The 12,288-nt window shown below is 50.4% G+C and carries 9 protein-coding genes; 5 read left to right on the top strand and 4 right to left on the bottom strand.

What is annotated here, in order from left to right; all coding sequences use genetic code 11:
* Window positions 1-2: 2 nt before the first annotated feature.
* Complete coding sequence (locus tag G499_RS0110795; protein ID WP_026999957.1) at window positions 3-614, top strand: tetratricopeptide repeat protein; 612 nt, start codon at window positions 3-5, stop codon at window positions 612-614.
* Window positions 615-655: 41 nt separating this feature from the next.
* Window positions 656-1,924 (top strand): SpoIIE family protein phosphatase, encoded by a 1,269-nt coding sequence (locus tag G499_RS0110790; protein WP_026999956.1) that lies wholly within the window; start codon window positions 656-658, stop codon window positions 1,922-1,924.
* Window positions 1,925-1,975: 51 nt separating this feature from the next.
* Here G499_RS0110790 and recQ read toward each other — a convergent pair whose 3' ends face one another.
* The gene (gene recQ / locus G499_RS0110785) at window positions 1,976-4,171 is read right to left on the bottom strand and encodes a DNA helicase RecQ (RefSeq protein ID WP_026999955.1); all 2,196 of its coding nucleotides are present in this window, start codon (window positions 4,169-4,171) and stop codon (window positions 1,976-1,978) included.
* 272 nt (window positions 4,172-4,443) lie between these two features.
* Here recQ and G499_RS0110780 point away from each other — a divergent pair, with 272 nt between their 5' ends.
* Window positions 4,444-5,517 (top strand): mannose-1-phosphate guanylyltransferase, encoded by a 1,074-nt coding sequence (locus G499_RS0110780; protein WP_035727424.1) that lies wholly within the window; start codon window positions 4,444-4,446, stop codon window positions 5,515-5,517.
* 131 nt (window positions 5,518-5,648) lie between these two features.
* On the opposite strand, the gene G499_RS0110775 is transcribed toward G499_RS0110780, so the two are convergent.
* The 3 genes from G499_RS0110775 to G499_RS0110765 all read right to left on the bottom strand — a co-directional run bounded on the left by G499_RS0110775 (window position 5,649) and on the right by G499_RS0110765 (window position 10,513).
* Window positions 5,649-7,742, bottom strand: coding sequence for a vWA domain-containing protein (locus tag G499_RS0110775; RefSeq protein ID WP_026999953.1), 2,094 nt, complete (start codon window positions 7,740-7,742; stop codon window positions 5,649-5,651).
* Window positions 7,743-7,938: 196 nt separating this feature from the next.
* The gene (locus tag G499_RS0110770; RefSeq protein WP_026999952.1) at window positions 7,939-9,810 is read right to left on the bottom strand and encodes a M1 family metallopeptidase; all 1,872 of its coding nucleotides are present in this window, start codon (window positions 9,808-9,810) and stop codon (window positions 7,939-7,941) included.
* A 67-nt stretch (window positions 9,811-9,877) separates the two neighbouring features.
* Entirely contained in the window at window positions 9,878-10,513 is a 636-nt protein-coding gene (locus G499_RS0110765) for a polysaccharide deacetylase family protein (RefSeq protein ID WP_026999951.1), read from the bottom strand.
* Between the two features lie 128 nt (window positions 10,514-10,641).
* Between G499_RS0110765 and G499_RS0110760 the strand changes: the two genes are divergently transcribed.
* Complete coding sequence (locus tag G499_RS0110760; protein WP_161627736.1) at window positions 10,642-11,367, top strand: protein phosphatase 2C domain-containing protein; 726 nt, start codon at window positions 10,642-10,644, stop codon at window positions 11,365-11,367.
* A 91-nt stretch (window positions 11,368-11,458) separates the two neighbouring features.
* On the top strand, window positions 11,459-12,121 hold the full coding sequence (gene nth / locus G499_RS0110755) for an endonuclease III (RefSeq protein WP_026999949.1): 663 nt from the start codon (window positions 11,459-11,461) through the stop codon (window positions 12,119-12,121).
* Window positions 12,122-12,288: the final 167 nt, after the last annotated feature.

Raw genomic sequence — 12,288 nt, 5'->3', positions numbered from 1 at the left:
ACATGTCTGTAACCACCAATACTTCGTCTTCTACCCACCATCAAAATACTAGTGAGCTGATAGCCAAGGTGGATACGCTCGTAGAGCAGTCTTGGAATGCACGTGGTGTCAATATTCAAGCATCGGAAAAATATGCCCGTGAGGCGCTTGATATCAGTCTACAAATTCCCTACCCTAGAGGGGAAGCCTTTGCCCTGACACATATTGCTTTCTCCGAATATTATAGATATGGCCAGCTCAAACAAGCCCTAGCTACTGTACAACAAGCCGTAGATATTTTTGAAGCCCTCCAAGACAACGAGGGTTTGGCCTCCGCCCTAGGGGTCATGGGCAGCATCTACCGTGCAGCCGGCGACTTTAACAGAGGCTTTCAGCTAATTGTCAAAGCCACCTCCCTAAATTTTGGGTCCAATCGCGAACGCTGGCAAGCTTGGGGCTTCTACCTCTTAGGCGATTTTTACCTTGAATTACAAAACTACCGCGAAGCCAAAAAATACCTCCAACAAGCCTTTGATGCTGCCAAAGCCGTAGATGATGGTGTAGGGCAAGCTTCGTCCCTCATTGGCAAGGGAATCGCATTGTTCCAATTAGAGAGCATACCGAGGAGGCGCTAAACAGCCTTTGGGAAGCCCTTGAAATTGCCAAAAAATACCAAGTGCCTAATTCTGAAGCCCGCGCCTTTAATGAATTGGGCGTGGCCTACCAACAACTTCAGGATTACCATCGCGCAGAAGAGTTTTTGCAACTGGGGCTGGCTATCCGCAGGCATTACCAAAATCAACAAGGGGTCATCACTTCCTTACTCAACTTAGGAGAACTGTATACCGTATTGGGGAAATACGAAACAGCAGAGAGTTACCTCTCAGAAAGCCTCACCCTAGCCGATAAGGTAAAAATAAAAGCCAAAATCCAACGAGCGCATCAACTCCTAGCGCAACTCTACAAAGCACAAGGCCGCCTTGCACAAGCACTAGAAGCCTATGAGCAGTATATGGAGGTCAAAACGGCTTTTATGAAAGAAGAGCAGCGCCTGCAAATGGACAATCTGAGGGCTGTATTTCAAGTAGAACAGGCCAAACAAGACGCAGAAATTGAGCGGCTGAAGACTGTTGAAATCCGACAGGCATACGCCAAAATAGAATCGCAAAACAAGCATATTTTGGATAGCATCCGCTACGCCGAGCGCATCCAACGGGCTATCCTGCCGCCGGTCAAGTATATTCAAAACTACTCTGACAACGCCTTTATTTATTATCAACCCAAGGACATCGTATCAGGAGATTTTTATTGGATCAGTGAAGTAGCACCTAATGAAACGTGTGAACATTGGCGCGTTGTGATTGCAGCCATCGATTGTACTGGCCACGGTGTGCCGGGGGCGTTTATGGTGGTGATGGCTCACGGGCTGCTCAACGACATCGTCCGAAACCAAGGAATTACAGCTCCTGCCAAAATTTTGGCAACGCTTGACCAAAAAGTAGTCGAATATCTACACCAACAAGAAGATAAAACCAACCACGATGGGATGGATATGGCCGTAATGGTATTTGATTTTAATCAACAAACCTTACAATTTGCTGGTGCCAAAAATCCGCTCTACATCGTAAGAAATCAAGAAATCAGCAGTATCAAAGGCTCTCCCTACCCCATAGGAGGTACACAGTATGGCCAAAAGCAGTTTGAGGAGCACACTCTACAGCTCCTGCCCGAAGATACATACTATATCGTTACGGATGGGTTTCAGGATCAGTTTGGAGGCGCCGAAAACCGTAAGTTTCTCAAAAGCAACTTCCGCAACCTGCTCTTGTCTATCAGCCAATTACCCATACCAGAACAACAAGCCGCCCTCAAACAGACTTTCGAACAATGGAAAGGCAGCCAAGAACAAACTGATGATGTATTGGTGATTGGGGTGAAAGTATAAATTGACGAGTTGGGATTCGCAAATCGTAAATCCCAAATCGTAACTCGTGCATTAGTTTGCTAGTTCTGACAAGAACTTGATGCGCATCAATCGCAGCTCTTCCTCACTAAACTCATCTTCCCCTAATGTGGCAATGGCCGTAGGGATATGGTCTGTCTCGGAGCTGAGGAAATACTCAAATATTTCGTCTTGGCGGTCCTGTTCTATGACTTGGTCGATATAATAGTCCAAATTCAGCTTCGTGCCGGAGTAGCAAATATGCTCGATTTCGCTTAGGAGTGCATCAAAGGAGAGGCCCCTTGCTTCAGCAATTTCTTCGAGATCTATGCGACGGTCAATCTGTTGGATGATAAAGATTTTGATTTTAGACTTATTGACCGTCGATTTGATAACCACCTCCGAGGCGGTCTCGATGTCGTGTTCTTCTACATATTTGCTAATCAGTTCTAAGAAAGACTTGCCAAACTTCTGGACTTTTCCCATCCCTACGCCGTTGATTTGCGCCAGCTCTTCGGCAGTAGTTGGGTATGTAGTTGCCATTTCTTCGAGCGAAGGGTCTTGGAAAATGACATATGGGGGCAAGTTTTTGCTTTTGGCTACACGTTTGCGCTGCGCCTTGAGCAAATCATACAACACTGGGTCATAGGCTTTGGTGCTTTGGTTGGCACTGCCGATTTCTTTTTCCTCTTCGGCCTCCTCTTCGGTGAGCTTCGAATAGTCGTAGCCTTCGCACAATTGCAAGGTATAAGGATCATTGATAAAGGCCTCTCCCTTGGCGCAAAGCTTGAGCACTCCGTAATTGTCCACATCTTTTTCGATGAGGTCAAAAAATACCGCCTGCCTGAGGAGCGAGAGCCAAAACTCCGGTGTCTGCTCTTGGCCTTGGCCATAGACCTCAAGTTGGTCATGGCCGTAGCTCTCGATGTAGTCGTTCATCGTAGCGGTAAGCACATCACTGATGTGTTGGGCGGCAAACTTTTGTTTGGTTTGTTGGATGGCCTTGAGCGCCATCACCATTTCTTCTTTTACCTTAAAGCGTTCTGTGGGGTTCTTACAGTTGTTGCAATAGCCGCAATCCTTCTCCATTTTCTCCCCAAAATAATAAAGCAATTGACGGCGGCGGCAGATACCCGAAGTAGCATAGGCCATCATCTCTTGGAGCAGGTGGCGGGCATTATCACGCTCCGTAACGGGTTTGTCTTTGTTGAATTTTTCTAGTTTTTGGATATCCGCCGGGTTATAAAACATAATACAGTCGGCCTCTAGGCCATCGCGCCCAGCGCGCCCCGTTTCTTGGTAATACCCTTCAATCGACTTGGGCGCGTCATAGTGGATGACAAAGCGTACATCGGGCTTATCGATACCCATCCCAAAGGCGATAGTCGCCACAATCACATCGGCATCCTCATTGAGGAAGGCATCTTGGTTTTGCATCCGCACCTGAGACTCCAAGCCGGCGTGGTAGGGCAATGCCCGAATATCGTTGACACGCAAGAACTCCGCAATCTCTTCTACTTTTTTACGGCTGAGGCAGTAGATAATGCCCGATTTGCCCTTTTGCGACTTGAGGTATTTAATCAGCTCCTTTTTGGCAGCGGTCTTGGGGCGTACTTCATAGTATAGGTTGGAGCGGTTGAAGGAAGTCTGGACAATCGTCGCCTCCTCCATCCGTAGGTTGCGCAAAATATCTTGTTGTACTTTGGGCGTGGCTGTAGCCGTAAGGGCAATGATGGGTAAGTCCCCGATAGTGTCAATAATATTGCGGATTTTGCGGTATTCGGGGCGGAAATCGTGCCCCCATTCTGAGATACAGTGCGCCTCATCGATAGCAATAAAAGAGATTTGAGCCTGCTGCAAGAAGGTCAGATTGGTTTCTTTGGTCAGCGATTCGGGCGCTACATAAAGCAGCTTGGTAGTGCCAGCCAAGACATCTTTCTTCACCTTGGTAATCTCAGCCTTGCTCAGCGTAGAGTTGAGAAATTGAGCCTGAACCCCAACACTGTTGAGCTGGTCAACTTGGTTTTTCATCAACGCTATCAGTGGCGAAATAACGATGGCCACCCCTTCAGATACAATCGCCGGCAACTGATAACACATCGACTTGCCCGCACCAGTGGGCATAATCACAAAGGTATTCTTACCAGCAAGAATGCTTTGAATAATTCTTTCTTGCTCTCCTCGGAATTGGCTGTAGCCAAAAACCTCTTTTAGTACTTTTTTCAGGTTTACACTGTCGGTCAACATCATCTTTGTTCTTCGCTAAATTGGTGAGAGTTGGGCAACCATAGGCTAAATATACTAAAGTTCATTACATTCTACAACCTTCGGAGCCTGCTATTATTGGGAATTGAGAATATGAAGTTACGCAAAAAACCCTGTTCACAAAAAAAGGATGTAAGAAAAAAAGCACACCTGAGATGTGCCCCACTTATGGCCTTGTTTTTTGCGATGGGATGGTAAAAATACGGCAAAATTTTCTAAAATTGCACTACCAAGCATTCAATCCAACCTCTTTCCTTATGACAAATGCCAACTACTATGTAGTGATTATGGCCGGTGGTACGGGTACGCGCCTATGGCCATATAGCCGGCAAGAACACCCCAAACAATTTCACGATTTTTTGGACAGTGGGCAATCATTATTACAGGCTACTGCTGAGCGCTTCCGAAGTATTTGCCCCGATAGCAATATCTTGGTCGTAACGAGTCTGGCATACAAAGAACGTATCTTGGCGCAATTGCCTTTTTTGTCTGAAAGCCAAGTGCTTACAGAGCCATTCAAGCGCAATACCGCGCCCTGTATCGCCTATGCCTCCTACAAAATACGCCAACAAGACCCCGATGCACTGATAGTTGTTACGCCAGTAGACCAAATCATCTTGGAAGAGGCGCGGTTTCACCATATCTTACAGCAAGCCCTCACACAGGCTGCCCTACACCCTGTTTTGCTGACTTTGGGCGTAAAACCCAGCCGCCCCGACACGGGCTTTGGCTATATTCAGTTTGTTGAGGGGGATGATGAGATTTGCAAAGTCAAAACATTTACCGAAAAGCCCCCGCAAGAGCTGGCCGAAAAATTCCTAGAAAGTGGCGACTTTGTCTGGAACGCCGGCATCTTTGTCTGGCGTGTGTCGGCCATCATACAAGCCCTCGAAACCCATCTGGTCGAAATAGCCGAAAACTTTGTAGAAGCCCTGCCTCACTTTGGTACAGCACAGGAAGCCGAGGCCATCGAAACGGCCTATACCAAGTGCAAGAGCATCTCGATTGATTATGGGGTGATGGAAAAAGCCGACAATGTCTATGTCATTACCGGCGACTTTGGCTGGCGCGACTTAGGTACCTGGAAGTCTGTGTACGAAGTCTTGCCCAAGGACAAACACGGCAATGTCAGCTCCGGAACCATACAACTGTATGAAACCAAAAATACGCTCGTCAAAGCACCCAAAGACCGCCTAGTGGTCATCCAAGGCTTGGATGATTACATCGTAACCGAGTTTGATAATGTCCTACTCATCTGCAAAAAAGACCAAGAGCAGCGCGTCAGAGAGTTTGTAGAAGACGCTCGCAAACGCGGCGAAGGGTTTGTGTAAAACTGCGGCCAAGCCAAACCTCGATGGGGATAGCCTACACGCTGGGCTATCCCTCTTTGCGTCTATTTTGTGGTTAGCGTTGGGAGGTGCGTAACGAGCATAATCAGGCTTTGGTAACTATCCAAAAACAATCAATACCCCCCTTGGTATTTGCGCAGCACCCACTCTAGCGTCAACAGCGCCAAGAAAAGCCCGAAGAGCCAATACCAGTGGATGAGTGATTGTTGGGAGGCACTGCTGTGGAGCAAGTCCGGCTTGCGGTTTTCGATGAGGGCTTGGGCTAATTGCTCAAAGGCTTGCGGGGCAAAAAACGCCCCTCCGCTATTGTCGGAGAGTTGTTGGAGCAAGGCGTGGTCGGCAGTCGTTTGGATAGATTCGAGCTGCACCGACTTGACCACAAACTCCCCTCCTACCGTTTCGGTCTTGCCCTGCACATTGGCCGAGGCCGCATAGCGATACACCCCTTTGGGCAGGCTGCTGATATCAAAGCGGGTATTGCCCGCAGTGGGGGTATAGTTGTAGCGGCGCTGTTGGCCCTCCTCATCCGTGATGGTCAGGCTTATTTTGGTATCATATACCCGCTCATAGATGGCATTGTACAGCTCGGTCTCGAAGCTGATTTTTTGAAAATCATAAAACTCATTGTCCGTAGGGTATACCCTCAGGCGGCGCTTGTCTTCCTTGGTCGTCAGCAGTTGTACCGTCTTGGTCAGCAGCTCGTCCACCGCTTCGTGGTTGTCGCTCAGGTCAAACTCCTCCATCCGCCACTGCCAGAGGCCGTCGCCGGTCAAGATGCCCACCGGCTTTTCGCCCGTATTGTTGAGCAATAGCAGCGGCTTTTCTGTTTCGATATTGCCCACACGCTGATAAAGCAGTACCTGCGCCTCTCCCGTAAGGGTATATTCTCCAAAAGGCACAGTCAGCGGCGGATACTTGCGCAGCCTCTCAGCTTGGGTAGCCTCTAGGGTAAACAAGCTAAACTGCGCATTCAGCGCTGGCGTTACCTTGTCTACCTGCCCCATACGCCCATCAATCCGCAGCCCCAGTTTTTGTTGGTTAAAGGTATTGACATCGCTCTGTGTACCTAGGATAAACCAACGCGCACTCTGCTCGTAGCGCTTTATCAGCTCATTCCCCCGCCCAAAACGGTTGGGTATTTGGTGCAACACCACCAAGTCGTAGCGGGCTTCTTTCGGCTCGGGCGTAACGCCGGGGATGTAGATTTCGAGGCTGTAATTGTCCTTATTGGCCAGCGCAGCCCGCAGCGCCTTGAGGTCAGGGTGGGGAGCCGCCGCCGCAATGAGTATCTTTTCGCGTCCGTCTATCACTTCTACATACACGTCGCGGCTGTTGTTTTCTTTGTTAAACTCCCCCGGCAATACATTGACCGATACCGTATAACGCTGCATTCCCTTTTGTGCCGCCTCTGCATACAGGGTTACTTGGCTCAGGCCTTCGTCATCGCCCAGGCGCACGGTCTTGCGGTCTATCACACGCCCCTGCTGCGACAAATAGACCTGCACCTCCCGCTCGGTATAGCCATTATGTGCCACTTCGGCCACTATCGGGAAGCGGTTGCCCTGATAGGCAATCTTATTGGCCAAAATTGTGGCCAGGCGGATGTCGCGCTTAGGGGTGGGGTCGCCCAAGCCAACACTATAAATCGGGAACGGATACTGCACAAAAGCCGGCGAAAGCCCTTGATTATGAATGCCATCCGACAGCAGCACGACCTTGTCAAGGTTACGGTTTTCGTAGTTGTTTTGCACTTGGCGCAACATTTTTTGCAGGTTCGTTTCCTGTCCGTCGAAGCGCAGGCTGTCCCAAGCAAAGCCCTTCGGTAGCTCGCTGCTAGTCAATAACTGAATATCTGTATCGATATTTGCCCCTTTGAGCCTTTGCTCCAGCGCGTTGAGCTGCCGCCGGAGGCTGTCCAAAAACGCCGGACTGTGTACCAAGGCCAAGGAAGCCGAGTTGTCTATCGCCAGTACGACCGTTGCCCGCTCGGCCTGATAGCTGCGTTGCAAAATCAGCGGATTGAGCAGCAGCAAAACCAAAATCACAAAAACCACTACCCCGCGCACCCCTGCCAAGGCCCTGTTCAACCCTGCCGACCAAGGCGCTTTGGCACTGTAGAGCAGCCACGCATAGGCAATGGCCAGCCCCAAGCAGAGCAACAATAACCAAGGGGAATGTTGTAGGGCAAACTTAAATTGGGTAGGCATACGATTTGGGCAGGTTGGTTTGGTAGTTTTTAGTTGTTCGAGCGCTTTTTGGGGCTTCCCCCCGCAAGCGGGGGTCGGGCTAGGCGGCTGTACTCCTCGCACTTCGTGCTGTGGGGTACTGCTCGCCTATCCCTAAGCCGCTTACGCCGGTATTTCTTCGCGCCACTCTAGGCATAAGGGCGAGGGCCTTTGCCCCTTATTGACTCAACAGTTTGTCTAAGGTTTGGGTAGACAGATAATGGTAATTAGGTCGGGCTTTGGCATACACCTCTTTTGCCCGTGCTTGGCCTTTAGGCGTTTTGAGCAGCGCCTGATAAATCGGAATTTGGAACTTACGCCGCCCTACGAAGGTCAAAAACTCCGCCGCTGCATCATAGGCAGGGGCATAGCCCAAGGGCAGCGTTTTGCTGAGCCATTCGGTCAGCATTTCGGCGTTGCCGGTCTTGGTAAACCCAAAATCACGGTCTAGCGCGGACATCTCCTCTTGGCTGAGGGAGTCGGGCAGGCGGCGCAAAAAGTGTAGCCATTCGTGGCTACTCCATTTGTCCGTGCCTAGTTTGGCCACCGGCATCCCCTCGTTCCAGTCAAACCAAGCCCCCTCTGCGGCAGCAAAGCGCTCCGACTCGATACTGGGAGCCGTTTTGGGCAGGCCGGGCTGAAACACCCAAGCGTCGAGGTCGATGGCCTTGGCCGCTTCGGGCAATTGCGCCCGCACATAGGTCAAGAAGCGCTCCGTATCCATCGACTGAAAGGCGTGGGTGCTGAAATATTTTTTCAAAAACACATCCATCGCTTCTCGTCCGGCGGCTTGCTCAAGGGCATAGAGCATCAAAAACCCTTTTTCGTAGGCAATATCGCTGATGCCCTCGTCAGGGTCTCGGCCTTTGAGGTCGAGCTTGAGGCGGGTATCGGGGTTGGTCTCGCCCATCTTGGCGATGGTTTGGTGTAGGTCTTGCACACCGAGTGCGCCCAACATTTGGCCATAATCTTCTCCATAGAGCTTCTCCATCAGGCGGCGCTCAAAGTATACCGTAAAGCCCTCGTTGAGCCAAAGGTCTTCCCAAGTAGCATTGGTAACCAAGTTGCCCGACCAAGCGTGGGCTAGTTCGTGCGCCACCACCGAAGTCAGCGAGCGGTCTCCGGCCAGCAGCGTAGGCGTTACAAAGGTCAGGCGCGGGTTTTCCATTCCACCAAAGGGGAAGCTAGGCGGCAGCACGAGCAAGTCGTAGCGCCCCCACACATACTCTCCGTACAACTCCTGTGCGGCTTGGAGCATCTTGTCGAGGTCGCCAAACTCCGCCACTGCCTTGGGCAAGATGGCCGGCTCGGCATAGATGCCTGTCGTATTGCCGATGGCCTCAAAGGCCAAGTCGCCTACGGCCAAAGCCATCAGGTAAGCCGGGATGGGCTGCGGCATTCGGAATTGGTACTGCCCGTCGGCACTGCGTTGTTGGGGGTTTTCGGCGCTCATCAGCGCCATCAGCTCCTTGGGCACACGGATGCGGGCCTCGTAGCTAAAGCGGATACCCGGGCTGTCTTGGCAGGGAATCCAAGTGCGGGCCAAGATGGCCTGCGATTGCGTAAAGAGAAAAGGCTGTTTTTTGCCGCCCGTCTGCTCAGGGGTGAGCCATTGCAGCGCTCCCGCATCGGGAGCAGTTTTGTATTGCACCACTACCACTGTGTCGGCGGCCTCAGTGCCTATCTGTATGCGCAGGGCTTGGCCTAGGTGTGGTTGGGCTTCGCCCAGTGTATAGGGCAGGGGCTGCCCTTGGACATTGGTGATGGCCGCTATTTGAAGGCCGTGGCTATCGAGTGTGAGTGTATCGGCAGTGGTTTGGTGGCGACGGAAGTGGATTTGCGCCTGCCCTTGAAGTTGTTTGGCTTCAAAATCGACCTTGAGGTCTAGTATCAAATGCGTCATTTGTACGGCCTTGGGCTGGGCAAAGCTGTGTGGGTCGGGGGTTTGTGTCATAATAGCAGCAGTTTCTTGATTGCTTTCTGAAGGAGACTGGCAGGCCTGCCAGCAGCAGAGGCTCATTAGCCCCAACAAGATAGTAAGTTTTTTCATAAATCACAGGTTTTATCAATGCTTGAGTGATGTTCACAAAATAATACCCTAGCGATGCGCGAATGGTTTATAATGCTGCAAAACGATATCCCTCTGCGCTCAACTGAGCCAAATACGCTGGCAACACCGCCCGCAAGTTGGGGGCGGCTTTGAGACTGTCATGAAAGACGACTATAGAGCCGTGGGTAGTATATTGGAGGGCTTTCTGGAGGCAGCGCTCCGGCGCTAGGCGGCGGTCATAGTCGTGAGTCAACACATCCCACATCACGATGCGGTATTGCCCTTCCAATGCTCGAAACTGCGCCTGTGTTAGTCGGCCATAAGGTGGTCTGAAAAGCGGCTTTTGCGCCACCGCATTGGGCAATGTCAATACCTCGGCACATTGGGTCACGTTTTGCCGATACACCTCCAAAGGGGTTTTCCAACCATTGAGGTGGTTGTAGGTGTGATTGCCCACCCGATGCCCGGCAGCACACACCGCCTCAAAAACCTCTGGGTGCTTGTGGATATTGTCCCCCACACAGAAGAACGTGGCTTGCGCTTGGTATGTCGCCAACGTATCTAACACCCAAGGCGTAACTTCTGGGATAGGGCCGTCATCAAAGGTCAAGAAAACAGTCTTGGGTTCTGGATATTGGGAGTGGTCCCATTCACAGGCAGCCCAGCAGTTTTTGAGCCAAGCAGGGGTTTTATAAATATACATTCGGCACGAAAGGGGAAAAGTATGGGGTGATATGACCTCCGCAAACACACAAAAGGCCTTTTGTTTAACTATTTTGCCTTTTTTGCGTTATGGAGAAGCAAGCCCCCACATTTTTAAACATTTTGCTTATGCAAATATATACGCTACTCCGCAAAGGTGAAGGCCATCCAGTGTTTTGTGAAGATTTTTTGTACCATACCCCTGCCGACAGGCCTTGGGGTGGCAGATATATCGTGGCCGCCGTGATGGATGGCTGCTCTTCGGGAAAAGACGCACATTTTGCCTCCACACTGATGGCCAAGGTGCTACAAAAAGTATTGGCGCATAGTGCTCCCTTGCCACAAGACACCCTCGTGGCGCAAATAGACCATTTGGCCACCCATTGGTTTGAGGCTTGGAAGCACAGTTGCAAGTTGATGCAGCTCAGTACTTCGGAGGCATTGGCTACCTTGTTGTTGATGGTATATGATACCACTGCGCGAAAAGCTGCTGTACGCATTGCCGGAGACGGTGTGATGATGGTCGATAACAAACTATATGAAGTAGACCAGAACAATACCCCCAACTACCCCGCCTACCATTGGGGGCTAGAGGCTATCGACTGGCTCCGCGAACACACACAACTCAGGCTCTTTGAAAACCCTAAAAACATCGCCATCAGTACCGACGGTGTGCAGACTTTCAGGGCCTTACAGCCGGAGCCCAGCAGCCCCAACCCAATGCGTTACCTTCTACAAGACGAAACAATGCAGCAAATTCCGACAATGTTGGTGCGCAAATACAATATCTTGCGCAGCAAACACCAACAGGCCAACTATGATGACCTAGGGATAGTTCGGCTGTTGTGTTCCTAAACATCGTACAGACACGAGCCGGCTGCTCCGGCCTTGGGTGTCCTTAGTTGTCCAAACACCATACTTCATTCATCACACTTCAAAACCTCTCATGCGCCGTTCTGACCGTTACAAAGCCTTGATGGCTTATTTTGCTGAAAATTTTCCCAGTGCTGAAACCGAGCTACAATACAACAGCCCTTTCGAGCTATTGGTAGCGGTGATTTTGAGTGCTCAATGTACCGATAAGCGGGTCAATATGGTTACTCCGGCCTTGTTTGAGCGCTATCCCGACGCGCACGCAATGAGCAAGGCGACCTTCGACGAGCTATTTCCATATATCCGCAGTATCTCTTATCCTAACAATAAGACCAAGCACCTCATCGGGATGGCGCAGCGGTTAATCGAAGTATATGGGGGTGAGATTCCGGCAGATGTAAAAGCCTTACAGACCTTGCCCGGGGTAGGTCGCAAAACGGCCAATGTCATCGTATCTGTTTTGTATGACCAGCCTGCAATGGCCGTTGATACACACGTATTCAGGGTGTCGAAGCGCTTGGGCTTGGTCAATCAAAACGCCAAAACACCCCTCGAAGTCGAAAAAACCTTAATCAAACATATCCCTGATAGCCAAATAGCAAGAGCACACCATTGGCTTATTTTGCACGGGCGCTATGTCTGTACAGCCCGCAACCCCCAATGTGATAGCTGCGCTATTAGCCAATACTGCCGCCATTATGAAAAAAAACAGGCCTCTCAAACACTGCCCAAGTAGCCCCGCAGTGTATGCGCTCAAATTCTTAGAGCTTCAAGAAAATAAAACCTTGTGAATCCTCAAATCGAGTACATCTTGACATAAATTTGCGAAAAGGAGGCTTTGTTTCAAACAATCGTTTTTCAGACGATGTTATAAGATTGCTCCACGCCACTGGACATTTTTCA

It is taken from the genome of Eisenibacter elegans DSM 3317 (assembly GCF_000430505.1).
Taxonomy (GTDB): Bacteria; Bacteroidota; Bacteroidia; order Cytophagales; family Microscillaceae; genus Eisenibacter; species Eisenibacter elegans.
The sequence above is the reverse complement of the archived record's forward strand: the minus strand, read 5'-3'. Positions and strand labels throughout refer to the sequence as shown.

What these genes read in the sequence shown, in the direction of transcription:
- recQ (WP_026999955.1), bottom strand. Translation starts at nt 4,171, where the DNA reads ATGATGTTGACCGACAGTGTAAACCTGAAAAAAGTACTAAAAGAGGTT.
- nth (WP_026999949.1), top strand. Translation starts at nt 11,459, where the DNA reads ATGCGCCGTTCTGACCGTTACAAAGCCTTGATGGCTTATTTTGCTGAA.
- G499_RS0110760 (WP_161627736.1), top strand. Translation starts at nt 10,642, where the DNA reads ATGCAAATATATACGCTACTCCGCAAAGGTGAAGGCCATCCAGTGTTT.
- G499_RS0110780 (WP_035727424.1), top strand. Translation starts at nt 4,444, where the DNA reads ATGACAAATGCCAACTACTATGTAGTGATTATGGCCGGTGGTACGGGT.
- G499_RS0110775 (WP_026999953.1), bottom strand. Translation starts at nt 7,742, where the DNA reads ATGCCTACCCAATTTAAGTTTGCCCTACAACATTCCCCTTGGTTATTG.
- G499_RS0110770 (WP_026999952.1), bottom strand. Translation starts at nt 9,810, where the DNA reads ATGAAAAAACTTACTATCTTGTTGGGGCTAATGAGCCTCTGCTGCTGG.
- G499_RS0110795 (WP_026999957.1), top strand. Translation starts at nt 3, where the DNA reads ATGTCTGTAACCACCAATACTTCGTCTTCTACCCACCATCAAAATACT.
- G499_RS0110765 (WP_026999951.1), bottom strand. Translation starts at nt 10,513, where the DNA reads ATGTATATTTATAAAACCCCTGCTTGGCTCAAAAACTGCTGGGCTGCC.